Genomic DNA, 26,045 nt, shown 5'->3' with positions numbered 1-26,045 from the left:
TCTATCAATAATGACTTATTTGACGTCTTTCCAGAATTCTTTATTCAATAAGTATACTGGGATGAGCAACACTAATAAGAATAAAATCACAAAGAAACCGATGACTTGACGATCATGACGAGCAGGCTCACCCATCCATGCCATAAAGTTGACCAAGTCACCAACTTCAGATTCAAACTCTTCTTGGCTTAGCTCTTCTTGCATATTGTGCAATACATGAGGCATAGCAGCATTTGCCAGTACTAAGTTATTAGCGCCCCAAGGACGACTTGGATCTTCATAGAACGATAGTAGGTATGTGTATACCCAGTCATCACCGCGCAAGCGCGTCTCAAGTGACAGATCGGGAGGTGCAGCACCAAACCAAGACGCTTGAACTTCAGGATCGATCTCAGCATCGATATGGTCACCGATTTGATCAGTGGTAACCATCAGATATTTTTCGACCAACTCAGGTGGTATCTCTAAATCTTTGGCAATGCGCGAATGACGAACATACTTTGCTGAGTGACACCCAGCGCAGTAGTTCATAAAGATCTTTGCACCGTTCTGTAACGAGCCCTTATTAGTAAAATCAATAGGGGCAGTGCTACAGGCCAATTGCTCGTCAACACCTTCAGCATTGGTGAACGTACCACATCCACCACCAGCTGCTTGGGCAGTACCAGCAGTTAAGGTCAATGCCGCGCCTAAGCCTAGACCAGCTAGGGATTTAATTAGCGTGTTCATTAGTGACCTCCGGTGACGCGTTCTGGTGGCTGTTTACACTTCTCGATAGCAGTGTAGAACGGCATCAGTAAGAAAAACAAGAAATATAGAACCGTGAATATACGAGACATCAACGTTGCTGTTGGCGTTGCAGGTGTCGCACCCAAGTAACCCAATACAACAAAGCTAATAGCAAAGATAGTCAGGGCAATCTTAGACAAGATACCTTTGTAGCGCATTGAGCGAACAGGAGATCTATCTAGCCAAGGCATTAAGAACAATACCGCAATAGCCGCACCCATCGCAATCACACCGCCAAGCTTATCTGGAACCGCACGCAAGATGGCATAAAATGGTGTGTAGTACCATACTGGTGCAATGTGCGCTGGCGTTTTCAGTGAGTTTGCCGTCTCAAAGTTTGGTGGCTCAAGGAAGAAGCCGCCGCCTTCTGGGAAGAAGAACACCACTGCAAAGAAGCAGATAAAGAATACAACGATACCAACCATGTCATGCACAGTGTAGTAAGGATGGAATTCGATACCGTCCAGTGGCACACCGTTTTTGTCTTTTAGTTTCTTGATATCGATACCATCGGGGTTGTTTGAACCCACATGGTGTAGCGCTACAATGTGCATAAATACTAAACCTACTAGGACTAGCGGAATAGCAACAACATGTAGAGCAAAGAAGCGGTTTAGGGTGATACCAGAGATGATATAGTCACCACGTACCCATTCAGCAAGACCGTCACCAATGACTGGTAGCGCTGCAGGTAGGTTCAAGATAACCTGTGCACCCCAGAATGACATGTTGCCCCACGGTAGTAGGTAACCGAAGAAACCTTCAGCCATCAATGCTAGGTAAATACCCATACCGATAAGCCAGATAAGCTCACGAGGTTTTTGGTATGAACCGTACAGCAAGGCTCTAAACATATGCAGGTACACAACCACGAAAAACGCAGAGGCGCCAGTTGAGTGCATATAGCGAATGAGCCAACCGCCTTTTACGTCACGCATGATGTATTCAACAGACGCAAATGCCCCTTCGGCACTTGGGTTGTACATCATCGTCAGCCATATACCAGTCACCAATTGGTTGACCAGTACAATCATCGATAGCACGCCAAAGAAGTACCAGAAATTGAAGTTCTTTGGTGCGTAGTACTTCGACATATGGTATTCATAGGTTTCAGTCGCCGGAAAACGCGCGTCCACCCAGTGCATTAACTTTTTACCTATACTCATGTTAAGCCTCCCCAACCGTCAAAATGGTACCATCCATACCATATTCTGGAACGGGTAAATTAAGCGGTGCAGGAACGCCACTGTATACGCGGCCTGCTAAGTCATATTTTGACCCGTGGCACGGACAGAAAAATCCGCCATACCAATCATTACCACCTAAATCAACCGCGCCCACATCAGGACGGTAGTTTGGTGCACAGCCTAAATGGGTACAAACGCCTTCCACAACCAATACGGTTGGTTCTAAAGAGCGAGTAGGGTTTTTGCAATATTCTGGCTGTAGAGACGCATCAGACTCAGGATCAGATAATAAAGGTTTGACTGATTCTAGTCCTGCGACCATGTCTTCTGTGCGTTTAACCACATAAATAGGTTTACCACGATATTTGACAACGATCATTTGTCCATCTTCGATAGAACCAATATCTTGGGTTACTGCAGCCCCTGCAGCCTCAGCTTTAGCGCTTGGGTACCAAGAACGGACAAAAGGTGTCGCCACGGCAGCTACCCCAGCTGCACCAATTGCGGCAGTTGAGGCAATAAGAACTCTACGGCGTTGTACATTAACGCCTTCGGCTTGGCTCATTAATACTTCCTCCAGGTGAATGAAATGGGATTATCCCACACTGGGTTTGTGGCTTAGAAAATATACAATATCAAGCCACTTTAGCTGTGCCTAATTTTGCTAATTGTTGCTATTCTAAGCTATTTCGGTGATAAAATAAATTATTGCGTTAAAAATAAAGCAACCTTGATAGGACATATTATAAGGTTGAATATGACAATCAAACCAAAACAGCTGGATTATCAATGTGTAACGTCGACTCTGTTTTGATCAGGATTGTGAGTGCGATGACCTTATAATTAATAAGGATTTTTAGCAACAGCGAATGATACTTGAAATCAAGGCAATGTTCACTAACTTTCACTACCTAACTGTTTTGTAAATCACTATAAAATAGACATCACCACTACATATAATGAAGTGGTGATGTTTTTATCATGACAGTCATCATTTTTGTCTAGATATAAATACCTATCTATCTATTGCAGCAGGCTATTGATTATAACCTGCTGCAATAGATAAGGCATACCTAAACAAAGACAGATAGCGAGTTGCTAACCTTCTAGTTCGCTCCAGCGTTCAAGTTTAACCATCATCTCATCTTCGATCGTTAATAAACGCTCACTTGCGGCAGTCGCAGCATCTACGTCGGTATTGAACCAAGACCCATCAGCCAATTTTTCTTGCAACTGAGCTTGTTCAGTCTCGAGCGCCGCGATTTCTTTTGGTAAGTTATCCAGCTCGCGCTGTTCATTAAAATTTAGCTTCTTAGTAGCTTTATTTGGCTTGGTATCTGTGCCAGATTTGTTTGCTGTTTTTTTGCTAGTGACATTATTGGTTGGTGCTTTTGCCGCACGCGCGGCTTCTTCGCGGTTTTTTTGCACCAAATACTCTTGGTAGCCACCAACATACTCATTGACCACACCTTTACCGTCTCCATCTTCGCCAAACACCCATGTAGAGGTAACGACGTTGTCCATGAATGAGCGATCATGACTGATCAGCAATATCGTACCGCCAAAGCTGGCTACAGACTCTTCTAGCAGCTCAAGCGTTGCCATATCTAAATCATTGGTTGGCTCATCGAGCACCAAGATATTGGCAGGCTTTAGCAACTGCTTGGCAAGTAAAACACGGTTACGCTCACCACCTGACAGTGCTTTGACAGGGGTACGCGCACGCTCTGGTGCAAACAAGAAGTCTTGCAGATAGCTCATGATGTGTGTCTTGCGACCGCCAACTTCGACAAAGTCAGAACCTTCCGAAACGTTTTGTGCAACGCTTGCTTCAAGATCCAATTGATCACGCAGCTGATCGAAGAATGCGATTTTCAGATTAGTACCTAACTCTACACTACCAGACTTGGTAACTTCGGCATCAGACATATCAAGTAGGGCTTTAATAAGCGTAGTTTTACCCGCACCGTTAGGGCCGACAATACCAATCTTATCGCCACGCATAATAGTGGTCGTAAAATCATCTACCAGTACATTACCATCGTATTCAAGATGTAAGTTTTTAACTTTACAGACAAGCTTGCCGCTTTTCTCGCCTTGACCCATGGTGATGTTTACGTTGCCCACTTGCTCACGGCGTTCACTGCGCTCTTCACGTAGGGCTTTTAGCTCACGGACGCGGCCTTCATTGCGGGTACGACGTGCTTTGATACCTTGGCGAATCCATACTTCTTCTTGCGCCAGTTTTTTATCAAAGTTAGCGTTGTTCTTTTCTTCAGCCTGTAACTGTAGTTCTTTTAGCTCTTGGTAGCGTGCATAGCCCCCTTCGCCTTGTGTCACGTCGTAGCTAGTCAGTTGGCCGCGATCAAGCTCAATAATGCGAGTCGATAGCTTATTTACAAATGCTCTATCATGGGTCACAAACAATAAGGTAAGACCTTGCCAGTCAAGCAAGAAGCGCTCAAGCCATTCGATACTTTCAACGTCCAAATGGTTGGTTGGCTCATCAAGTAAGAGTACATCAGGCTTAGTCACAAGTGAGCGCGCAAGTAACACGCGACGCTTACGGCCACCCGAGAGTGATGACAAATCATCGTCTGGATCAAGTCCCATGGTGGTGATAAGACGCCTAGCATCGCGTTCTAAATCCCAGCCATGTACCGCATCGATATCATGTTGCAATGTCGCCATATGCTCGCAAGCATCCATATCGCCATTGGCACACATATCGACTTGCTTGTTATAGTTAATGAGCAAGTCAGCTGTACGGCGACTACCGCCCATGACGATGTCTAATATACGACCACTAGACTCAGGGACATCCTGTTCTAGCATAGCGACACGCATGCTGCTATTAGTGATAATCTCACCGCTATCAGGCTGCAATGAGCCATTGATAAGTTTGAATAGAGTAGACTTGCCTTCGCCATTACGGCCAATCAAACAAACACGCTCACCTGAGTTGATAGAAAAATCAATACCATCAAGAACAGGTGCGACGCCAAAGGCTAAGTGAATGTCTTTTAAATGTATCAGTGCCATAGAGTATCTTAAGCTTATATAATAGTGAGGTAGGGGTTGTTGCAAAATTGCCAGCAGTATAACATGCCACCGCCTAACTGTAGTGCGAGTAAATGGTTTTATCAGTACTATTTATGGCGATGATCAACAACTGACATTCTGTGATTGTCATCATAGGCTTACCGCTGGTGTCCAGTATTTATCAACCACTTTACTACTCGCCCTCCGATCTATACTCACTATACTGTAGAGAACCATATGAACCAATCTGATAACAAAAACGAGGCTTATAATATGCAAGATGACCTGCAAAACCAAGTGATTGACCTACAAATGAGCTTGACGCATCTTGAGGTCACAGTAGAGCGACTCGATGAGGTTATTGCACGTCAAGATAAGGACATTCAGACCCTACAGCGTCAACTTCAGCTGATTTACAAACAAATTGAGGGACAGGATACAGATAATGGTATTGCACCATTCGATGTCATTGCAGACCGCCCACCACATTACTAACAAGTGCAAAAACAGACGTAAATAAGACATACAGCTGGTAATTAATCAATACTATATGAGCATTTTTGAATAATAGTAACGTCTGGTGACTATGAAGTCATAATTCGGAAATAATGTGTTTTTGCAGTTGTTTTAGTGTTAAAAAATCTTTACTATCTTCGACCTCGGATACTGCTTATCTAGAAAAATCAGATATAGCGGTAAAACAATGCGGATGTTTGGAGATATAAAATGCGCGCCACTTTTCATTTAAAAACTCTTGCAGTAGCTATCGCTGCTCTTTCTGTTGCTAGCGTTGCTAGTGCTGCCGGTCTTGATCGTTCAGGTCAAGATGTCACCGCATTCCTACAAGATGGTACCTATGCTGAAGCTGTCTATACCTATATTGACGCTGATGTGACAGGTGAAGACTCTTCAGACAATAAGATCGATGACATTGCAGAGTCTTATGACTTTTTCCGTTATGGTGTAAAAGCAGACATCAACGAAACCTTTAGCATTGGTGTTTTATATGATGAGCCTTTCGGTGCAGCGGCTGATTATGTAGGCGATAGCAACTTTGTAGATGCAACAGGTGAAGGTACGAATGTAGAAGTACGTACAGAAAGTATTACTGGTATCCTTGGTGCAAAAATTGGTCAAAACAAAAACTTCCAAGTATACGGTGGCCCAGTTGCTCAGCGCGTAGAGGCAGATGTAAAGTTACGTGGACCTGCTTATAGTGCTGCAAATGGCTATACAACACATATTAGTGCTGATCAAGATTACGGTTATATCGCCGGTGTGGCGTATAGTAAGCCTGAAATTGCATTAAAAGCAGCATTAACGTACCGTTCAGAAATCGAACATAACACGCAAGCGGCTGAAATTTATCCTTTTGCTCCAAGAGTAGGGTTATCAACAGATAGTACCAATACTATTGAGGTTACTACTCCTGAGTCAATAAACTTTGATTTCCAAACAGGTATCAACCCTACAACGCTAGCGACTGCAAAGGTGCGTTGGGTGCCATGGAGCGATTTTGCAATTACCCCATCGCTATATAATGGTGTCAGCCAAGTACTTGCAACAACACCTGCTGGTGCTGGTATACCTTTAGATGGTTTAGACTTAGTCAGTTATGACGACGATCAGTGGCAAGTGGAGTTGGGTCTAGCCAAGCGTGTCGCACCAGCATTGGCTGTTAGTGGTACTGTAGGTTGGGATAGCGGAGCAGGTAACCCTGTAACTTCACTAGGACCTATCGAAGGCTACTATAGCGCTGGCCTTGGTGCCAAATACAACGTGACCGAAAACTGGGCAGTATCTGCTGGTGGTAAGTACTTATGGTTCGGTGATGCCGAAGGTCAAATCCCAAGTAAAACCATCGTTAGTGATTTTGAAAGCAATGACGGTTTTGTATTGGGTGTAAAGGTTTCTTACCAAGCTCAATAAATCATAGTTTCACTATAAAATAATTTTTATCGTCTAGTAATAAAAGAAGCGACTCTATTAAGGGTCGCTTTTTTTATGCCATACTTCTCGACACGTTTGGTTTGAAATATTGTGAACCAACATATTTAGATTGTTGATATTACTCGGCAATGTAAATATCAGGATGAAATAAAAACTAAAAAACAATGTTTCACTAATATCTTATTTGTACTGTTCAGTCATAATTGAGAAATAAAGCACTTTAATTGTTGTTTTAGTGTCAAAAAGGCATTAGTATTCAACTTAGGACACGACTTTGATAGTTTCAATGTTTAGTAAATTCATGCTAAATACTGATTATTAAAGTAGTAATACAACAAGGACCGTTGGAGATACATAATGCGCACTACCTTTCACTTGAAAACCCTTGCAGTAGCAATTGCCGCTCTTTCTTTCGCTAGCGTAACCAACGCTGCTGGTCTTGATCGTTCAGGTCAAGATGTCACCGCCTTTTTTCAAGATGGTACCTATGCTGAAGCTGTCTATACTTACATCGATGCTGATGTCAGTGGTAGAGATAGTGCTAATACTAACCCATCTCAAAACGATTATGAACGTGGTAATGCAACGGGTGATATTGCCGAGTCTTACGATTTCTTCCGTTATGGTGTAAAAACTGATATCAACGATACTTTCAGTATTGGTGTTTTATACGATGAGCCTTTTGGCGCAGCAGCTGAATACACGCAAGGTAATTTTGTAGGGCAAGGAGACATTGATGCTTCCATCGCGTCTATTACTGATGGTGCTGCTCCGAGCCTTGCAGCAGCACAATTTGGTATATCTCAACTTGAACCAGGAGAAACTGCTGGTTTGTTGACCGATGAACAACAAGCAAGTTTGGATGGATTGCGTGGAGCAGTAGCAGTAGCAACAGCAGAAGCTACTGGTGCTGGTGAAAATACTAATGTTGAAGTTCGTAGCCAGAGCTTAACAGGTATTCTTGGGATGAAGTTTGGTGCGAATAAAAACTTTCAAATTTATGGTGGTCCAGTAGCACAGCGTATTCAAGCAGAAACAAAACTGCGCGGCTTAGCTTACGGTCCTGCTTCTGGTTATACCTCAAATAGCAATCCTGATATGGATTATGGTTATATCGCAGGTGTATCTTTTAGTAAGCCTGAAATTGCTTTGAAAGCTGCTTTGACCTACCGTTCTGAAATTGATCATGATGTAGAAATATCTGAGTCTTATCCTTTGGTAGCGATTAGAGCTATATCAGCAGGAGCTACGCCAGAACAGGCAGCAGCGCTGTCAAACAGAGTGAGTAATTATGAGATTTCTACTCCTAAATCAGTCAACTTTGATTTCCAAACAGGTATTAACCCAACGACTTTAGCTACGGCAAAAGTGCGCTGGGTGCCATGGAGTGATTTCGTTATCACACCACCACTTTATAATGATACTAGTAAAATCAGCTATGGCCCTGATGGATTAAACTTGGTTGAGTATGATGATGACCAATGGCAAGTAGAGCTAGGTCTTGCCAAGCGTATTGCACCAGCGTTAGCTGTTAGTGGTACGGTTGGTTGGGATAGTGGTGCTGGCGATCCAACAACATCATTAGGTCCTGTTGAAGGCTACTATAGTGTCGGTCTTGGTGCCAAGTACAACGTAACTGAAAACTGGGCAGTATCAGCTGGCGGTAAATACTTATGGTTCGGTGATGCTCAAGGTCAGCTACCTAGCGATAAAATCGTTGCTGATTTTGAAGACAATGATGGCTTCATCGCTGGTGTAAAACTGTCTTATCAGGGAAAATAGTTTCTTGATGTAACTGTTAGATAATGAAAAAGCGACCTACAATAGGTCGCTTTTTTGTGGACTGTAATATTGTGATTGTTATATAAGGTTTTGAGTATAGGTGGTTATGTGATCATAGTCAGTTGGGGGGGGGACGAGTGCTATTACAATAACAGCGTTTAGCTTTGTAGCTACTATCTATTGTTTATCTATACGTTGATGCTAACTTTATATCTATAAAAGATACGTTGTAGGTGCTCGATGAATTTTCAAGTCATCTTCGTGAGTCACCAATGACGGGATACAGCCACTCTACTATCGATGCTTTAGCAAGGTATACGTCTAGTGCTATGATAGCTGGATCGTTAGCCAAGCAAGGACAGATACCTGTATAGTGCTTCAACGCCTTGCTCCACTTATCTCAATTGCTTCACTTATCGCGACTGTTTAGCTTGTAGTTAAAAGATACTGATAAGCAAAGTCAAAAAAACCTCGCCACTAATGGCGAGGTTTTTTAATCATAAAATAAAGCGAGTGTATCAACTTATTTATTTAAGTTAAGCTCCATCTCTTTATACTTAGCAGATACTGAAGGTCTTGGACCACCAGTCATAATACTAACGGCAAAGATAGCGATAGTGCTTAAGATAAAGCCTGGAACGATAGCATATAACCAGCTGTTAAGCGCCATACCATCGACTTGGAACGGACCATAGATCCATAGTATAACTGTCAACGCACCAACAACCATACCAGCGACAGCACCGTTACGGTTCATACCACGCCATGTTAAGCTAAAGATAACCAACGGACCGAAGGCTGCACCAAATCCTGCCCATGCATTAGAAACCAAGTTCAACACTGAGCTATCTGGGTTAGAGGCTAACATAATAGCGACAATAGCAACGACTATCACTGAGATACGACCAACCAATACCTGACGAGCTTCTGGCGCGTCTTTATCAAAGAATAGCTTGTAAACATCTTTGGTTAGAGAGCTTGATACCACCAACAGCTGTGATGAAATTGTGCTCATGATGGCAGCTAAAATCGCAGCTAACAAGAAACCTGAAACCAATGGATGAAACAAGAACTGAGTAAATACTAAGAAAATCGTCTCAGGATCATCAAGCGTCATCGCTGTTTTTTGTACATATGCGCGACCCGCAAAACCAGTCATCAATGAACCGATAAGACTAACAACCATCCAGCTCATACCGATATTACGTGCTGTCGGTACATCTCTAACCGAGCGAATAGCCATAAAACGTACGATGATATGCGGCTGACCGAAGTAACCAAGACCCCATGCCATGAGTGAGATAATACCGATGACACTCATACCGCTAGTCACATTTAATAGGCTTGGATCAATGTTTCTAACTGCTTCACTTGTGGCAGAAATACCACCAAGATCAGTAAAGGCAACGACAGGTACGATTACCATTGCAAAAAGCATGATAACACCCTGCACAAAATCCGTCATTGATACCGCTAGGAAGCCGCCGAATAACGTGTAAGCAACAACGACACCAGCAGTAACCCACAGACCAGTACTATAGGATAGGTTAAGTGAGCTTTCGAAAAGCTTACCGCCACCTACTAAACTTGCAGCGGTGTAAACGGTAAAGAATAAGATGATAACCACTGCAGAGATGACGCGTAGCATATGCGACTTATCTTCAAAGCGGTTGGCAAAGTAATCTGGTAAGGTGATAGCGTTGTCAGCTACTTCGGTATAAACACGAAGGCGAGGCGCTACAATAATGTAGTTTAGAAGGGCACCAAGGGTCAAACCAAGTGCAATCCATACACTGACGACACCGTCAGCATACATATAGCCTGGAAGACCAAGTAATAACCAACCTGACATATCTGAGGCGCCTGCTGATAGTGCAGTTACCGCTGGGCCCAAGTTACGACCCCCAAGCATGTAGCCTTCAGTATCATTGGCTTGCTTAAAGTAAGCATAGACGCCAATCCCTATCATCACTAAAAAATAGGCGCCAAGCGATATCAGCACGCCACTAGAAACTCCGTTCATATAAATTATCCTTAACCAACATGGTTGGCTGTAATTATTTTTTAACTATAAAAGTCTTCATCCTACAAGGCGATGTTCAAAACAATATCTAAAGACAAAAAAAGCCATTAATGTGAGACATAATGGCTTTTTTCAGTATCTAATGTAGTTTTATATGATTGAGATGGCTCTATGGCTAGCACTCATATAGAGATAGAGAACAACGGGAATGTCGCATTCCGCTTATTTATTATTGCTCGCATCTGCTATTTATATATGAGTATTAGCAACCTACATAATCAATCAGATGAAACCATTAAACTTACTGTTAACCATCATATCTTACTAGAAGTATTCGATATATGACTATCAGTGTCCCTGTGGTAAGTTTTTGTTATTAAAGCAACGTCAAGCGCATTATAACGCATGGCAGTCACAAATGCGAATAGCTTAATCTGATAAATTGTTATAGCAAACGGTTTTTACTCGATAGGTGCAAGCAGGTCTAATAATGCAGTCACGCTACTAGATTGGGTTAACTTTGGATTGATAACCACACCTAAATAGCGTTGTAATTCGATATTGTCAGCCATATCGATACGTTCTAAATCTTGACTGACCATTGTTTGTGGCAACACGGACCAGCCAAGTCCAACAGAGACCAACATACGAATGGACTCAAGAGGGTTGGTGCTCATCGTGGCATATGGCTTTAGGTTATGCTTAGCAAATTCAGCCAAGGTGATCTGACTGGTAAAAGTATTGGCAGAGGGTAAAATGGCAGGGTAACGCGCTAGCTGCTCTAGTGTGACATTCGATTTGGTAGCCAAAGGTGATAACGTACCGGTCATAAAGTAGAGCGGGTCTGACCATAGCGTGTGATACGTTAAACGCTTATCATATACAGGCGGTAGTGTCACAAATGCCAATGACAGATCACCATCCAATACCGCTTTGTGCGCTTTTTCTGAATCAACAAAATGCACTTCTAACTGGACTGCTGGATAAGTCTGGATAAAATGCTTCAGTACTGGTGCTAGATGATGTAAGCCAATATGATGGCTCGTACCAATCACAAGCTTTCCAGATACAATATGCTGAGAGTGCTGTAGATTAATCTTAAAATTCTCATAATCTTCTAACCAGCGCTTGGCATGTGGTAACATCTCGCTGGCTGCTTGAGTAGGTACAATCCCGCGCCCTACAGTATCGAACAGAGTAATGTTAAATTCATCTTCTAGGTTTTTGATGCGCTTGCTGACGGCCGGCTGAGTAATAAACAGCTTTTCTGCTGCACCTGATATACTGCCGGTGTGCATAACGGTAACGAATGTCGTCAAGTTTGTAGTGTTCAAGCGGGTGTCCTTAGCTACTTTATGAGCTATAAATAAAAGTTGGCGTATCTAATTATAACGTATTAGAAATAAAAGTTTGCATCTGGTTAAAAATCATCAATTATTATTATAGGATTTGCCTGCTATAATCACAAGACATCAAGACGTATTGTCACATATTTATTCTACAAACCTGATTATTTACGACACAAAGACATGCTTTGAGCACTGATAATTGTCATAGAGTGCAAGTTATAGGTAAGCAATCTGTATTACTGGTTTGACTACGGGTCTAAAAATAGCGATTGAAAAATTAGCAGTCTTACTTTTGGCCTTAAAAACCATAGCCTAAAGAATATAATTTAAAGGGTATAACCTAAACAGCATAGATAATTATCACGCTTGTAGAGACAACGTTATAGACCAGCATAATATTTAAACAACCATTCAAATAGATAAAATCCCAGCTTGCCATTGAGTAAGTCTGCGAAAATTAAGTCATTAGTCATCAATAAAGGATAGCATCATGGCCGGTCAAACATTATATGACAAACTTTGGAACGCTCACGAAGTCACCAAGCGCGATGATGGTTCGAGCTTAATCTATATCGATCGTCATCTTTTACATGAAGTAACCAGTCCACAAGCCTTTGAAGGGTTAGAGCTTGCCAATAGAGCACCATGGCGCCTATCTGCCAATATCGCAAGTCCTGACCATAATGTACCGACTGTCACCAAAGAGCGCTCAGAAGGTGTGCCTGGTATTAAAGACAAAGTGTCACGCTTGCAAGTTGTCACTTTAGACGAGAACTGTACCAAGTTTGATATTGCTGAGTTTACCATTAATGATGCGCGTCAAGGCATTTTGCACGTCGTTGGTCCTGAGCAAGGCTTAGTACTACCTGGTATGACCGTTGTCTGCGGCGATTCGCACACAGCCACCCACGGGGCGCTTGGTTGTTTGGCTCATGGTATCGGTACCTCTGAAGTTGAGCATGTATTGGCAACGCAGTGTTTGATTCAAAAGAAATCAAAAAACATGCAGATCCGTGTTACTGGTCAACTGGGTACTGGTGTGACATCAAAAGATGTCGTATTGGCTATTATCGCTAAGATCGGTACGGCGGGTGGCACAGGACATGCGATTGAGTTTGCAGGTCAAGTATTTGAAGACATGAGTATGGAAGGTCGTATGACCGTCTGTAATATGGCCATCGAAGCCGGTGCCCGCGTAGGTATGGTAGCAGTTGATGATACGACGATAAATTATGTCAAAGGTCGTCCGTATGCGCCTGATGAATCACAGTGGCCACAAGCGGAAGCTTACTGGCGCACACTATATTCAGACAATGATGCGGTATTTGATACTGTGGTTGAAATCGATGGTAGTCAAATAGCGCCTCAGGTGTCTTGGGGTACCTCACCTGAGATGGTGGTAGATATCACGCAATCTGTACCAACGCCTGATCAAGCTATTGATGAAGCGCAAGAAGAGGGCTGGTTACGCGCTTATACCTATATGGGGCTAGAGGCAGGTCAGAAAATAACAGATATCCAGCTTGATCGTATTTTTATTGGCTCATGTACCAACTCTCGTATTGAAGATCTGCGTGATGCAGCAGCGGTAATTAAAGGCCGTAAAGTTGCTGATAACGTCAAAGAAGCTATCGTCGTTGCAGGCTCTGGACAAGTAAAATTGCAAGCAGAAGCAGAGGGTTTGGATGCTTTGTTTACTGAAGCGGGCTTTGAGTGGCGCGAACCGGGTTGTTCAATGTGTCTTGCGATGAATGCAGACAAACTTGAGCCACAAGAGCACTGCGCTTCAACCTCTAACCGTAATTTTGAAGGTCGTCAAGGTAACGGTGGACGTACGCATTTGGTGAGTCCAGCAATGGCAGCCGCTGCAGCATTGGCCGGTCATTTTGTGGATGTTCGTACGTTTTAGGTCCGATGAAGATGAGTTGAAAACTGGTATATATAGTTATGACTTATGCCAGTATATTGTTTGAATCAGTGAGAGATTGATTGCCGTTTTACTGACTCATCAAAGTTTTCCGCCAGCAAAAATACAATTGATAGGAAATTTTATGCAAGCTTATAACACCCAAACCGGCATCGTTTGCCCACTTGATCGCGCAAATGTCGATACCGATCAAATTATCGCAAAACAGTTTTTGAAATCTATTAAACGTACAGGCTTCGGCGTAAATCTATTTGACGATTGGCGCTATCTGGATGAAGGCTATCCAGGTCAGGACAATAGTACACGCGTCATTAATCCAGACTTCGTATTGAATAAACCGCGTTATCAAGGTGCTACCATATTGCTGGCACGCAGAAACTTTGGCTGTGGCTCTAGTCGTGAACATGCCCCTTGGGCGCTTTCAGAGTATGGCTTTCGCACCGTCATTGCGCCAAGCTTTGCAGATATTTTTTATAATAACTGCTTCAAAAACGGTATGCTCCCGATTGTTTTAGACGAAGCTATTGTAGATACTCTAATGAAAGCCACGATTGCCAATGAAGGCTATGAGCTTACCGCTGATTTAGAGCGTCAGGTGGTTATCACGCCAACAGGCGAAGAGTACGCCTTTGATGTCGATGCTTTTCGCAAACATTGCTTACTCAATGGACTTGATGATATTGGCTTAACATTGCAGCAAAGTGATGCTATCAAAGACTATGAGCATAAAATGATGCAAAAAACGCCATGGATATTCAATAGCGTACGCGCTTAGCTGGTGGGTCGACGATGAGTTTATGCGTTATTGCTTACAAAACTACCGGACAGGCGTAACGCAGCGTTGAGTTATGGCGGTGAACTGGCTAAAATGAAAGGTGGTTTTTACAATATTTTATTATCTCTCTTACAAATAGTAGCCGCCATTATGAATAAAAAACATTATGCTCTATGGACAAGCACCATTGTTACTGCAAGCTTATTTTTGTCAGGCTGTCAGCTGCTGACGGGTTACCAAAAAATAGACGAGGCAAAAAGTGCGCAAGCGTGGGTAGGTAAAATTCAACCTATCGATGGGGAAGTGAACATCGCATGTGTGGGCACTTATCACTGTGAAATTGTGCAAATAGACAAGACGCTCATCATCGCGCCTGACAGTCACAAACCAGTCAATCCTCAGATTGTAGTAGATATGCCGAGTTACCAAGGTGCGATAAACGCCCCTGCAAGTATGGATATGACGCCTCTTATCAATAAAAATGCTATAAAGATAGTGCCATTAGCAGCGTCTAGTATGCCTGGGTTGACCAATTACTATGCTCGAGTACTGCCTGCAAAACACGAAGTCCATGTTAATTTTTATCCAGAAAACAATATGGGCTATATTGAGCGTTTTGCGATGATTCATGATTTTGCTGTAGCAGGTACTTATCAGTTACGTGCTTATCAAAAAAACATGAGCAAAAAGCCTGGTAGCCTACTAGAAACAGCATCACCTGAGCCTTTGTGTATTGAGCTATTGCAAGGTAATGAGGTTCAGCGCCGCTTCTGTAAGCAACTGGGGGCTGAGCATCAAGGTGAGTTTGTAGAAACTGACATCATAAAAACTGTATCATCATCCAAAGCCAAAAAGATCAAAGCGTAATAAAATTAATTTACCAATAAAAATATATCCAAAAGGATTAGTATGGCAACGATTTTAACATTAGCGGGCGATGGTATTGGCCCTGAAATCATGACTCAAGCTATTGATGTGCTCAAAGCAGTCAATGATAAGTTTTCGCTAGATTTAACATTAGAGTCTGGATTGATTGGCGGCGTAGCCATTGATGCAACAGGTGAGCCCTTACCTGATGAGACGTTAGCGCGTGCGCGCGCAGCAGATGCTGTATTATTAGGTGCAGTCGGTGGACCTAAGTGGGATACAATTGAACGCAGCAAACGCCCTGAGCGCGGTTTGCTAAAAATTCGCGGCGAGCTTGGTCTATTTGCTAACTTACGTGTAGCAAAACTTTATCCGCAGCTAGCCAATGCGTCAAGCATCAAACCTGAGATCATATCTGGTTTAGATTTGCTTATCGTTCGTGAGCTGACAGGTGGTATCTATTTTGGTGAGCCACGTGGTATCCGTACACTAGATAACGGTGAGCAGCAAGGCTATAACACAATGGTGTATAGCACCAGCGAGATTGAGCGTATTGGTAAAGTTGCTTTTGATCTGGCAAAAACACGTGCCGAAGCCGCAGGTAGAGCTGCCAAAGTATGCTCAGTAGATAAAGCCAATGTCCTAGAAGTGACTGAGCTGTGGAAGCAGACGATAACTCAGATGCAACAAGCTAATTATAGCGATGTGGCGCTGTCGCACATGTATGCGGACAATGCGTGCATGCAGTTGATCAAAGATCCTAAGCAGTTTGATGTCATGGTGACGGGCAATATGTTCGGTGATATCTTATCTGATGAAGCAGCAATGTTGACAGGCTCCATTGGTATGTTGCCATCAGCAAGCTTAGATGAAGCTGGCAAAGGTATGTATGAGCCATGCCATGGTTCAGCACCAGATATCGCCGGGCAGGATAAAGCCAATCCACTGGCGACTATTTTGTCTGTTGCTATGATGCTGCGTTACACCTTTAAGCAAGAAGCAGCAGCACAAGCGATCGAGCAAGCAGTTAGCGAGGTTCTCGATGATGGTTTGCGTACGCTTGATATTCTAGACAGTAGCGAAGCTGGCTTAAAACAAGTAGGGTGCCAAGAGATGGGGCAAGCTGTTCTAGCTAAATTATTGTAAGTTTGCTGATATCATGTAGATTTCTTTGACAGTCTTATTTATGTTTTTTGAACCCATAAGTTACTTAATAACTTATGGGTTTTTTATACTATAGGCATAGAATCGTCCTTTATTGTAAACAAACCAGTATGTTTATGCGCTCTATTAACAAATGCATAGTAGGAATAGTCAGTTATTAACATAAAGCTGTTAGAGGATAGTGGTAGCGCTGTGGCAATATATTCCTACAATAAATTTTTTGACATTCTTTCGATACTTTTTTCGATATATAGTAATTATTTAGGAGGTTTTATGTCTCAACTACTCAAGGTTGGCGGCGTTGTCGTTGCTATAGGGACAGCATCATTATTATCAGTGGGTTGCAGTAACGCTAATACCACTGAAAACAGCGTACAAACGACTAATGACGCGGCAGATATGGAGACGAGTGCAGAAGCTCCTACAACAGATAGTAGTATGACTGCAAATACAGACACTGACATGAGCGCTATGAGCAATCAAAATAGTGACAGTACCAATACTGGGGCAACAGACAGCATGATGATGGGTGGCAACGATACCAGTCCCGTCACCAATGGTGTCAGTCAGCAAATAGAAGGTGATAGCAACACTGCCAACTCGTTGAATAAACTACTTCCTAAAATTAAATATAGCACAACAGAATTATCGGAAACTGCCAAAAAAGTAAATGACGCCACATGGACAGCTGACAGTAAAATAGATCGAAATATCGGTACTAAAGTACAAGCACTATTGAACTGGAATCATAGTGGTGTTGGGGCAGTGGATGGCTACTGGGGAAAGAATACACGTAAAGCCATGCAAGCGTTCCAAAAAGCACAAGGCCTACCAGTAACAGAATCGCTGGACGAAACAACGTGGCAAGCATTAACTCAAAATAGTACGCTTACTTCACAACCCGTATTGGTCAGCTATCAGTTAACCGACGCTGATGTAAACGTCAAGACAACTCAGATTCCGGCTAGCGCAGAAGCCAAAGCGAAGCTAGATGGTATGTATTACGAAAGCATTCTAGAATCTTTAGGTGAAAAATTCCATATCAGTCGTGACTATCTTAAGTCACTCAATCCTAATGCTAGCTTCGAAAGTGGTGAAACTATTATCGTTTATAATCCAGGCAATCCTAACACCACACCAGTAAGTCGTGTGGTCGCTGATAAAGACACACAAACGCTATATGCTTATGACGATAGTAATAATTTGGTAGCCAGTTACCCGACGACAGTAGGCAGTACAGCAACACCTTCACCAACAGGTACGCATCAGGTCAAAGTAAAAATTCATGAGCCCAATTACACCTATACGAGTGATGATGGTAAAAAGTCGATTATACCTCCAGGCCCTAATAATCCAGTCGGATCAGTGTGGATTGGGTTGAGTAAGCCCTCTTATGGCATTCATGGTTCACCAGATCCTGAGCGTATCAGCCGTCAAGCATCAGCAGGCTGTGTTCGCCTCACCAACTGGGATGCACTTAGTCTATTAGGAGTTATCAAGAGCGATGCAACTGTCGAGTTTAATTAATCTATAATTCAAGCAGTTCATAAAACGCAGACAAAAAAATACCGCTAATATTGAGCGGTATTTTTTGGTAAAAATAAACAGCGAATACTAAATAACTAAAACTGTGATAGGCAATAATGAGTAGGTCAGCATTTTCATTATTATTATCAGTTAAACCACCCAAGCGTCTATATCAGCTATCAGCGATAAAGTAGCTATTTGGTTGTTGGCTGTATTTTTACAAATACATCTATAACTATTTGGTTGGTATGTATTTAGTTCTTACCACGGTACGTGATACGACCCTTAGATAGGTCATAAGGGGTCATCTCGACCTTAACTTTATCACCTGTCAAAATACGAATATAATGCTTACGCATCTTACCTGAGATGTGTGCAATGATTTCGTGTCCGTTTTCTAAACGAACTTTGAACAAGGTGTTAGGAAGGGTATCAATGACTTCGCCTTCAAATTCGATAATATCGTCTTTTGCCATAATTTGTATCAATCAATTAAAAATAAGCCCATATTATACGTAAGTTAGTAGATTAAAGCAATACAGAACCTGGTTTTGACTTGACAGCCTGTAAGTGATATGTATATCAGGTTGTATTGAATCAATCAGGTAGATTTAGCCAGACAGGCGTTAATGGTACATCTGGTAATAAGGACTGAAAGCGTTCAGGGTAGTAGGCATTGATAAAATACAGACCGTCGCCTGACGCCGTGGGCGGCGCAATGGTTCGATCTTTTTTATTCAAAATGTTCAAAAAATCTGCTGGTTTTAGCTCATTTCTACCGATAGCGTATAGCGTACCCATTAGATTACGAACCATATGATGCAAAAAACCATCTGCCTGTATGTCGAATACAATAAACTGTCCATGAGCAAAAAGATGAGCATGACTGATGGTACGGACTGGCTGATTGGACTGGCAAGCCGCAGCACGGTAGCTGCTAAAGTCGTGCGTGCCAACAATATCGGACGCCGCCTGTTGCATAGCGGTGAGATCAAGAGGCTCATAGATGTGAGTCACTTGATGATTCAGTATCGCAGGTCTCTGTGTTTGATTGAGCGTGATATAGCGATAACGCCGGGCAATCGCGCCAAAGCGCGCATGGAAATCAGCGGGCATTGGCTGAACCCAGCGTAGCGCAATATCATCAGGCAAGAGGCTGTTTACGCCGCGTAACCAGTTATGAGTAGGGCGATACGCATGGGTGGTGAAATGAGCAATCATGTTACTGGCATGGACACTGGCGTCAGTACGTCCAGCAGCAATGACTTCAACTGATTCGTTGGCGACCTTGCTAATGGCATTCTCTAACGCTTCTTGGACACCCAGCACCTCTCGTTGTCGCTGCCAGCCATGATAGTGTGTACCCAAGAATTCGATGGCAATCGCTAAAGTATATAGTGGCGATTGTTCATGATCGATGATTTTAGTATCAGACATTGTGGTTTCTAAGCTTATAAATTTGGAATGGATGCAGAGTTGCTTATCTTTTTTTGATGCTTGTACCTGCTTGGCTGACATTGTTCAACCAACGCTGTCGACGTCTTGCTGGACTGTCATAGCGCAGTAGCAACCATAGCAACCGTGCATAAATAGCAGGGATAGTTAAACGACCACCAGCAATTACATGATAGTCGTATTGCCAACTACCAGCGGCATAGCTGTCGCTTACACCGCCAAACGGACATTGGCTGGCGCATATCACGATGTGTCCCTGCTCATGAGCAAGATTGAGCGTATCTGCTAGCGTATCTGAATAAGGAATATTACCAGCGCCAAACCCTAGCAGGATAATGCCACATGGCGGCTGAGATAATAAACTTTGTAATTGATTGTTTATTACAGACGCATCATTGGGCAAGCAGTATAAGGCATGAATCTTGGACTGCTCAGCGCGTGCTGTGATATCGGGCAGCAAGACTTGCTGATCATCAAGCCAATGCTGTCTGCGAGTATCTGGGAGGTTTCTGATATAACTGTTGGCCGGATATGCCGCACGTGAATGACCCGTAAATGCCATAAGATCATGACTGTGAATCTTTTGCACGGTTTGTGCAGGCCATGATTCACCGCCAAAGCTAATTTTGACGCCTGACTCACCAGCAGCAGCTAACTTTAATGAGTCGTTAAGATTGCCCCAAGCATCGCTATGGTCGTCAATCTCATAGGACTGTATTACCTCACTGTTTAGCAATGGCCGCATGCTTCCAGTCACTACGATACAAATATCGCTACCGGCAAAAGCCTCTGCTAAAAATGCACCTAAGTAACTCAATGTGTCGGTGCCACTAATCAGTACAAAGCGTCTCTCACCTTGCGTGTAAGCATTGAGTAGTAACTGATAAAAATGTACAAAATCGCTGGGGGTAAGCTGGCTGCTGTCTTTGATTAGCGTGTTGTCCAGCCATGAAATGGCTGGTGAAGTAACGGCGTTATCTTGTTCAGACAATAGTTTTTTTAGTGTGGGCAAAAAGATTTCTGCTGATAAAGGGGCCAAAGGGCGGCCATAGCTACCAAAGGTACCACCAGCATAAATCAGTTGAATAGGATCGGACAGGTTTTTGGATGTAGCAGAAGATGGCATAATATCAACACAGTAAAAAGTATGAAAGAAAAGAGGTGCTATAGAGTTTAGTAGCAGTGATAGCATTTAATAATAGATGGTATCAGAGTCAGATGCAAAAAATCAGCAAGCACGCCTTAATCAGAGAATATTTGCTGATTAAGGCGTGCTTGCTGATGACTACTTTGTTTGTTGATTACGCAGTACGTTCAAGCAGCACTTGTGCTTGTTGTTTTTGCTCGCTATTACCTTGAGCAATCACTTCATTCAATAAACGTTTTGCACTATCATACTCACCCAGCTGTAGATACTGACCTGCTAAGTCCAATGTTACCTGATTGCTATCTAGAGACTTCACAAAATCGAAATCAGCGGCAAAGCGTGATGAAAAGTCTTCTACTGATTCAACAGCTTCAGTGGTGTTATCAGTTTCGATCTCTACTGGTGCGGTTGTAGAAGCGGGAGCTTCTAATAAAGAGTCGGCATCATCAATACCAAAATCATCATCTATGCTTGTATTGTCATCAAATCTCAGCGGTGCAGGTGATGAATCATCCGACGCTTCAACAGGACTATCTTCAATATCATCAGCGAGTAGTTGTTCTTCAAGATTAAGATCTACAAAACTATCATCTTCAAATGTGCTGTTTTCTAACGTATTGTCTTCAGCAGCAACTTCTTCAAAGTCAGTGTTTTCTAAAATAAAGCTATCGAGGTCATTACTTTCTTCGGTAGTAGATAATTCGTTATCAAAACCGGTATCGACATTAGAGACAGCATCAACGTTATCTGGCGTATCTAAACTATCTAGAGATAAAGAAAAGTCATCTTCACTGCTTTGAATAGCATCAGTAGAGGTGCCTACTAAGTTATCAGTTACATCGTTAGTTATTGCTGTATCTGTATCCGCAGCTAAGTCATCAAAATCTAAGACAAAATCGTCATCTTCTAACGCTAACTCTTCGTTTTGGTCGTCTACGGTATCTGAGATAATAGCGTTGTCAGTCGACGTATCGTCAGTCGCCGAGTCAAAATCAAACTCAAAGTCACTAAAGTCATTGTCTTCAATAACTTCAGTACTTTCATCAGTAGATGTAGCGGAGGCGTCATCATCTGCAATAGATAATGGTGCAACAGGATTGTCAGCAGTAGTATGAGGCTCGTCAAAATCACTTTCTAAGTCGCTTTCTAATGAGTCGCTTTCTAAGTCACTAAGCGTCAGGTCAAAGCTATCTGCCGCATTTTCAGTAGTTGGACTGGTATCATTGAGTTCATCGGAAAGTACTGGCTGAGCAATAGGCTCGTCTATCACAATATCTTTGTTGTCTTCAATGACTGGCTGATCAGAGACTGTATCTGTGTCATTGACTTGGCTGGTTGGTAAATCAAAATCTAGACCGTCAAAGTTATTATCAACAGCATCCTCAGTTGCTAGTTCTTGTGTAGCGACTGGACGTGGCTCGCCAACATACAGATCTTTGAGTTCGTCAGCGAGCGTAAGGGTCTTGCCATCGTTATTAAGTTTGATGGTGTTATAGACGTTATCAAAGTTTTCTGGCTGATCAATAGTGGCGTATATACTGAGTAACTTGATAGATAATTGACCATCATTAGGTTTTTCACTTAAACCACGATTGATTGTTTCGATCGCTTTGTCATAGCGCTGTTGATCTATGAAGCGCTGAGCAATGGTAATGTGATCAAACTTATTGTTTTCGTGTTCATTGCTTTGGGCAGTAGTGCCATAATCCGTTTGCGGTGCCCGAGTAGTAGAGTTTCTTAGCGAGTTGACAGGGGGTTGAACACTCTGTTTTTGTGCTTTGTTTTTGCGCAATAACAAGCCTGCAACTAACAGAATAAGCACCAATCCGGCGATAATATATAGCATATTGTCCATTGTTACTCCTACGCCTATGATCATAGCGTCTTGCGTTGATCAGTTAGGCAATTATTGATTGCGTAGTTTTTTAAGACGAGCTTGTAGCTCAGCCAGTTTTTGATTTTGTAGTTGGAGCTTTTTAGTATAGCTATTGAGTGCGCTGCTTGTCTTTGACAAACGCTTCGCCTGTGAGGCTGTTCCTTGTCTTGACGATTTGAGCGTTGCTAAAATATCAGTGCTTAGACCATTACCAGTATCCGCTGCAGATTTTGCTTGTGTTCCATCTGCATTGCCGTCACTACCAGGGGCAAGCACAGAAAACTGCGCTTGCGGCAGTATCTTTGTTTTAGTCGTTGTGGGTTTTTCAGGACGCTTGGCTACTTGCGCCGTTTCAGATGATTTTTTGGTTGGTGATGGTGCAGCCTTTTTGATTACAGGTGTATTTGCTCTACGGTTATACTGTCTTTGGGCGCTAATAGCAGCTTCCAAACTCTGCTGCGACGGTATGATATCGTAACTGGGCAGGCTCAGCTTCGCATCTGCTTTTAACTGATCGGCATCTTTATTGATAAAGGCATCAGGGTTTTGTGATTGAATCTGCTTCATTACTGTTGGCGTATCTAGATTGTTTTCTTCTGCAATCTGCTGAGCAATCACCCACAAGCTATCGTTGCGCTGTACCTGATACTGAGTAGTAGCGCTACTCACAACTTTATTACTGGCTGTCATCGAATCATTAGGCGATGGTACAGATAGTGCTGTGCTATCCGCGGTCTTGGGGTCTTGAGAGGCCGCCGTAGGAGTATCACTCGCATCTTGCGCGATTGTTGATACGCTTATGGGCTTGCTCGTTGGTACGAGAGGTGAGCTTGCTATAGCATCTGCTTTGCTGCTTGGCTGTATTTGACGTGTCACTTGTATATTGAGAATATCGAGCTGCTGATTGGTTCTTGGTTTATCTGCTACCACTGTATTTATGCTGTTTTTGTTAGGGCGTTCATTTATAGCACTATTGTCAGTTGTCGCCGTGCCACTATTGCTACTTGCGGTACTCAAAAGGCTATTGCTCAGAGAGTTTGTTAAGTTACCGCGGTTATCAGTAGGGCTAGAATTATTATCTGTATCAGAGATACGCTTTAAACGTCCATTATCAAGGCGACTAGGTGCATAAGCGAGACGGTTGACCTGTGAGGTAACGGTCACAGTGGGCGCTTGTACGTTAGGCGCCGCTAACGTGGTCGCCAATAAGGCGTCTGTTGGTGCTTTTGGTGTTGATAACTGGGGCGTCGATAATTTAGGCGAGGATATTGCAGGTACCGAAATCAGCGGTGGCGGAGCACCTCTGCGGACTGTCAAAGGCATGGCAGTACTTGCAGAGACGCTAGGTAGATTTGGTTTCTTTGCTGCTGTCGCCATAGTGTTACTGGTATTGATAGGCAGGGTTTCTTTCAAAGGCATCAGTAATGTTTTTGGCAACATATTGCGCTGTCCATTGTCGTTTATCGCCAAAACAACATCAGCAAACGGCTTGGATACAGGCTGTGAGGTGGTGATAAGCAACTGGCCACTGGTCGCCGAGGTCGGTTGAAATCGTACCATCATAGAGTCAGTAGGGGAGAGTCCCATTTGCTGGTAGATAGTAGAGTTTGCCAAACTGGCTGAAAAGTCCGCTGCTTCTATATTGCTAACAGCGATACTAGCGGCTAGTGGCTCATGCTGAGCTGAGGTAACTACCGTTTTACCGATAGTTGCTGCCTGTGCGCTTGATACTAGGACCGCCCAACCTATAGAGCAAAGCATTGCCATCGATACCGCGCGATGTACAGGAGTCAAGCGACGAGATAGATGACAAGACATGAGTAGTCCTTTAGGATATAAGTTATCTTTGCTGTTATAACAAAATACGGTTTAGTTTACCAGTTTATTTCACAACTGTTGTGTGCAATGCACAAAATGTTTATGTCATGTTTAGTCAACTTTTCTATCTAACAGCATGGCATCACCATAGCTGAAAAACCGATACTGTTTGTCAATAGCATGTTGATAGGCGTGCTCAATAGATGATTTGCCTGCAAATGCCGACACTAGCATCAGCAGTGTTGATTTAGGTAAGTGAAAGTTCGTTAACAATCGATCGATAACGCCAAACTTAAATCCTGGGTAGATAAAAATATCGGTATCACCTGACCAGCTAGAGAGCTTTTGCCCGTCCATAGCTGTCTTTTGATAAGCCGTCTCTAGGACACGAGTTACTGTTGTACCGATAGCGATAACTTTGTTCCCATTTGCATGAGTCTGATTGATTAGCTCGGCCGTCGTTTGCGGTAGGTGTGCATATTCGCTATGCATGGTGTGATTGAGTAGGTTGTCTGTTTTGACTGGCGCAAAGGTACCAGCACCAACGTGTAATGTGACAAAAGCAGTATTGATGCCTTTTTCTGCAAGCTTGCTCAGTACCGCTTCATCGAAGTGCAAACTCGCTGTAGGAGCCGCTACGCTAGCAAGCTTAGTAGGATCATGAAAAACGGTTTGATAACGAGTGTTGTCAGTCTCATCGGCATGACGCTCAAAATAAGGTGGAATAGGAAGTTCACCATAGAGCTCTAACTGCGGTAAAATCGGCGCATCAAATGCCAAGATAAATAAGTTATCTTGACGTCCAATCATTGCAGCACTCATATGACCGTCAGCAAGTTGCAAGCGCTGACCCAGCTTAAGTGCTTTGCTTGCTTTTACATGACAAAGCGCAATGTGTTCTTGATTGACTGGCTCATCACTCATGTCTTTTAGATGCAGGGCTGCAGTATCTAAATCATCAAGATTAACTAAGCGTTCAATCAGGACTTCAAGTTTGCCGCCAGTATCTTTTTGGCCGAACAGACGCGCCTTCATTACCTTTGTATCATTAAAGACAATCAGATCGCCTGCATCCAATAAGTCGGGCAATGCAGAAAACAAACAGTCTTCTATTCGAGTAGTGTTTGTCTGAGAGTTAGCAGGCAAGTATAGCAATTTTGAAGCAGAACGCTGTGCTAGAGGATAGCGGGCAATCAAGCTATCTGGCAGCTCATAATCATAGTCCTCAACGCTCAAATAGTTTGAGGTATCGTTATTGGCGATGGTATCAAGCGATGTGTTTGTATCAGTAAATGCAGTGTGAGAGTCAGTCATAATCAGTCTTTAGTTCAATAGAGATTTTGGCATAATTGTAGCAGAAATGCTTT

20 protein-coding genes are annotated in these 26,045 nt (G+C 43.0%); 8 read left to right on the top strand and 12 right to left on the bottom strand.

What is annotated here, in order from left to right; genetic code table 11:
- Window positions 1-15: 15 nt before the first annotated feature.
- The 4 genes from AC5JP1_RS05530 to AC5JP1_RS05515 all read right to left on the bottom strand — a co-directional run bounded on the left by AC5JP1_RS05530 (window position 16) and on the right by AC5JP1_RS05515 (window position 5,018).
- Window positions 16-729: a cytochrome c1 gene (locus AC5JP1_RS05530; protein WP_493843461.1), complete on the bottom strand. Its 714-nt coding sequence runs from the start codon at window positions 727-729 to the stop codon at window positions 16-18.
- The gene (locus AC5JP1_RS05525; protein WP_319050424.1) at window positions 729-1,934 is read right to left on the bottom strand and encodes a cytochrome b; all 1,206 of its coding nucleotides are present in this window, start codon (window positions 1,932-1,934) and stop codon (window positions 729-731) included. Before AC5JP1_RS05525 ends, AC5JP1_RS05530 begins: the two co-directional genes overlap by 1 nt.
- Before the next feature lie 22 nt (window positions 1,935-1,956).
- The gene (gene petA / locus AC5JP1_RS05520) at window positions 1,957-2,541 is read right to left on the bottom strand and encodes a ubiquinol-cytochrome c reductase iron-sulfur subunit (RefSeq protein WP_319050167.1); all 585 of its coding nucleotides are present in this window, start codon (window positions 2,539-2,541) and stop codon (window positions 1,957-1,959) included.
- Window positions 2,542-3,074: 533 nt separating this feature from the next.
- Entirely contained in the window at window positions 3,075-5,018 is a 1,944-nt protein-coding gene (locus AC5JP1_RS05515) for an ATP-binding cassette domain-containing protein (protein ID WP_493843460.1), read from the bottom strand.
- Between the two features lie 237 nt (window positions 5,019-5,255).
- On the opposite strand from AC5JP1_RS05515, the gene AC5JP1_RS05510 reads away from it, so the two are divergent.
- The 3 genes from AC5JP1_RS05510 to AC5JP1_RS05500 all read left to right on the top strand — a co-directional run bounded on the left by AC5JP1_RS05510 (window position 5,256) and on the right by AC5JP1_RS05500 (window position 8,750).
- The gene (locus AC5JP1_RS05510; protein WP_493843459.1) at window positions 5,256-5,513 is read left to right on the top strand and encodes a SlyX family protein; all 258 of its coding nucleotides are present in this window, start codon (window positions 5,256-5,258) and stop codon (window positions 5,511-5,513) included.
- A gap of 231 nt (window positions 5,514-5,744) precedes the next feature.
- Window positions 5,745-6,947, top strand: coding sequence for an OmpP1/FadL family transporter (locus AC5JP1_RS05505; protein ID WP_493843458.1), 1,203 nt, complete (start codon window positions 5,745-5,747; stop codon window positions 6,945-6,947).
- A gap of 378 nt (window positions 6,948-7,325) precedes the next feature.
- Complete coding sequence (locus tag AC5JP1_RS05500; RefSeq protein WP_319050171.1) at window positions 7,326-8,750, top strand: outer membrane protein transport protein; 1,425 nt, start codon at window positions 7,326-7,328, stop codon at window positions 8,748-8,750.
- Between the two features lie 523 nt (window positions 8,751-9,273).
- Here the strand turns inward: AC5JP1_RS05500 and putP are convergent.
- Together putP and AC5JP1_RS05490 are read right to left on the bottom strand one after the other, a co-directional pair.
- The gene (gene putP, locus AC5JP1_RS05495; protein ID WP_493843457.1) at window positions 9,274-10,773 is read right to left on the bottom strand and encodes a sodium/proline symporter PutP; all 1,500 of its coding nucleotides are present in this window, start codon (window positions 10,771-10,773) and stop codon (window positions 9,274-9,276) included.
- 461 nt (window positions 10,774-11,234) lie between these two features.
- Window positions 11,235-12,107: a LysR family transcriptional regulator gene (locus tag AC5JP1_RS05490; protein WP_058023799.1), complete on the bottom strand. Its 873-nt coding sequence runs from the start codon at window positions 12,105-12,107 to the stop codon at window positions 11,235-11,237.
- A 505-nt stretch (window positions 12,108-12,612) separates the two neighbouring features.
- Between AC5JP1_RS05490 and leuC the strand changes: the two genes are divergently transcribed.
- From leuC to AC5JP1_RS05465, 5 genes are all read left to right on the top strand, one after another.
- On the top strand, window positions 12,613-14,031 hold the full coding sequence (gene leuC, locus AC5JP1_RS05485; protein WP_493843456.1) for a 3-isopropylmalate dehydratase large subunit: 1,419 nt from the start codon (window positions 12,613-12,615) through the stop codon (window positions 14,029-14,031).
- Between the two features lie 142 nt (window positions 14,032-14,173).
- Window positions 14,174-14,824 (top strand): 3-isopropylmalate dehydratase small subunit, encoded by a 651-nt coding sequence (leuD, locus tag AC5JP1_RS05480; protein WP_319050174.1) that lies wholly within the window; start codon window positions 14,174-14,176, stop codon window positions 14,822-14,824.
- 150 nt (window positions 14,825-14,974) lie between these two features.
- Window positions 14,975-15,691, top strand: a complete 717-nt coding sequence (locus tag AC5JP1_RS05475) for a hypothetical protein (RefSeq protein WP_493843455.1) — start codon at window positions 14,975-14,977, stop codon at window positions 15,689-15,691.
- Window positions 15,692-15,733: 42 nt separating this feature from the next.
- A complete protein-coding gene (leuB, locus tag AC5JP1_RS05470; protein WP_493843454.1) occupies window positions 15,734-16,837 on the top strand; it encodes a 3-isopropylmalate dehydrogenase in 1,104 nt (367 codons plus the stop codon).
- 291 nt (window positions 16,838-17,128) lie between these two features.
- Entirely contained in the window at window positions 17,129-18,382 is a 1,254-nt protein-coding gene (locus AC5JP1_RS05465; RefSeq protein ID WP_493843453.1) for a L,D-transpeptidase family protein, read from the top strand.
- A gap of 254 nt (window positions 18,383-18,636) precedes the next feature.
- Here AC5JP1_RS05465 and infA read toward each other — a convergent pair whose 3' ends face one another.
- The 6 genes from infA to queA all read right to left on the bottom strand — a co-directional run bounded on the left by infA (window position 18,637) and on the right by queA (window position 25,992).
- Window positions 18,637-18,858: a translation initiation factor IF-1 gene (infA, locus tag AC5JP1_RS05460; protein WP_021814850.1), complete on the bottom strand. Its 222-nt coding sequence runs from the start codon at window positions 18,856-18,858 to the stop codon at window positions 18,637-18,639.
- Window positions 18,859-18,979: 121 nt separating this feature from the next.
- The gene (truA, locus tag AC5JP1_RS05455; RefSeq protein ID WP_493843452.1) at window positions 18,980-19,819 is read right to left on the bottom strand and encodes a tRNA pseudouridine(38-40) synthase TruA; all 840 of its coding nucleotides are present in this window, start codon (window positions 19,817-19,819) and stop codon (window positions 18,980-18,982) included.
- 43 nt (window positions 19,820-19,862) lie between these two features.
- Window positions 19,863-20,963, bottom strand: coding sequence for an asparaginase (locus tag AC5JP1_RS05450; RefSeq protein WP_493843451.1), 1,101 nt, complete (start codon window positions 20,961-20,963; stop codon window positions 19,863-19,865).
- A 175-nt stretch (window positions 20,964-21,138) separates the two neighbouring features.
- On the bottom strand, window positions 21,139-22,839 hold the full coding sequence (locus AC5JP1_RS05445; protein ID WP_493843450.1) for a FimV C-terminal domain-containing protein: 1,701 nt from the start codon (window positions 22,837-22,839) through the stop codon (window positions 21,139-21,141).
- Window positions 22,840-22,890: 51 nt separating this feature from the next.
- Window positions 22,891-24,678, bottom strand: coding sequence for a type IV pilus assembly protein FimV (locus AC5JP1_RS05440; RefSeq protein ID WP_493843449.1), 1,788 nt, complete (start codon window positions 24,676-24,678; stop codon window positions 22,891-22,893).
- 111 nt (window positions 24,679-24,789) lie between these two features.
- On the bottom strand, window positions 24,790-25,992 hold the full coding sequence (gene queA / locus AC5JP1_RS05435) for a tRNA preQ1(34) S-adenosylmethionine ribosyltransferase-isomerase QueA (protein WP_443524411.1): 1,203 nt from the start codon (window positions 25,990-25,992) through the stop codon (window positions 24,790-24,792).
- Between the last annotated feature and the right edge of the window lie 53 nt (window positions 25,993-26,045).

The sequence above is a fragment of the Psychrobacter sp. H29 genome, assembly GCF_059073055.1.
The sequence above is the reverse complement of the archived record's forward strand: the minus strand, read 5'-3'. Positions and strand labels throughout refer to the sequence as shown.

What these genes read in the sequence shown, in the direction of transcription:
- putP (WP_493843457.1), bottom strand. Translation starts at nt 10,773, where the DNA reads ATGAACGGAGTTTCTAGTGGCGTGCTGATATCGCTTGGCGCCTATTTT.
- infA (WP_021814850.1), bottom strand. Translation starts at nt 18,858, where the DNA reads ATGGCAAAAGACGATATTATCGAATTTGAAGGCGAAGTCATTGATACC.
- AC5JP1_RS05530 (WP_493843461.1), bottom strand. Translation starts at nt 729, where the DNA reads ATGAACACGCTAATTAAATCCCTAGCTGGTCTAGGCTTAGGCGCGGCA.
- AC5JP1_RS05525 (WP_319050424.1), bottom strand. Translation starts at nt 1,934, where the DNA reads ATGCACTGGGTGGACGCGCGTTTTCCGGCGACTGAAACCTATGAATAC.
- AC5JP1_RS05515 (WP_493843460.1), bottom strand. Translation starts at nt 5,018, where the DNA reads ATGGCACTGATACATTTAAAAGACATTCACTTAGCCTTTGGCGTCGCA.
- AC5JP1_RS05475 (WP_493843455.1), top strand. Translation starts at nt 14,975, where the DNA reads ATGAATAAAAAACATTATGCTCTATGGACAAGCACCATTGTTACTGCA.
- AC5JP1_RS05510 (WP_493843459.1), top strand. Translation starts at nt 5,256, where the DNA reads ATGAACCAATCTGATAACAAAAACGAGGCTTATAATATGCAAGATGAC.
- AC5JP1_RS05465 (WP_493843453.1), top strand. Translation starts at nt 17,129, where the DNA reads ATGTCTCAACTACTCAAGGTTGGCGGCGTTGTCGTTGCTATAGGGACA.
- AC5JP1_RS05500 (WP_319050171.1), top strand. Translation starts at nt 7,326, where the DNA reads ATGCGCACTACCTTTCACTTGAAAACCCTTGCAGTAGCAATTGCCGCT.
- AC5JP1_RS05450 (WP_493843451.1), bottom strand. Translation starts at nt 20,963, where the DNA reads ATGCCATCTTCTGCTACATCCAAAAACCTGTCCGATCCTATTCAACTG.
- queA (WP_443524411.1), bottom strand. Translation starts at nt 25,992, where the DNA reads ATGACTGACTCTCACACTGCATTTACTGATACAAACACATCGCTTGAT.
- AC5JP1_RS05445 (WP_493843450.1), bottom strand. Translation starts at nt 22,839, where the DNA reads ATGGACAATATGCTATATATTATCGCCGGATTGGTGCTTATTCTGTTA.
- leuB (WP_493843454.1), top strand. Translation starts at nt 15,734, where the DNA reads ATGGCAACGATTTTAACATTAGCGGGCGATGGTATTGGCCCTGAAATC.
- leuC (WP_493843456.1), top strand. Translation starts at nt 12,613, where the DNA reads ATGGCCGGTCAAACATTATATGACAAACTTTGGAACGCTCACGAAGTC.
- leuD (WP_319050174.1), top strand. Translation starts at nt 14,174, where the DNA reads ATGCAAGCTTATAACACCCAAACCGGCATCGTTTGCCCACTTGATCGC.
- AC5JP1_RS05440 (WP_493843449.1), bottom strand. Translation starts at nt 24,678, where the DNA reads ATGTCTTGTCATCTATCTCGTCGCTTGACTCCTGTACATCGCGCGGTA.
- truA (WP_493843452.1), bottom strand. Translation starts at nt 19,819, where the DNA reads ATGTCTGATACTAAAATCATCGATCATGAACAATCGCCACTATATACT.
- AC5JP1_RS05505 (WP_493843458.1), top strand. Translation starts at nt 5,745, where the DNA reads ATGCGCGCCACTTTTCATTTAAAAACTCTTGCAGTAGCTATCGCTGCT.
- petA (WP_319050167.1), bottom strand. Translation starts at nt 2,541, where the DNA reads ATGAGCCAAGCCGAAGGCGTTAATGTACAACGCCGTAGAGTTCTTATT.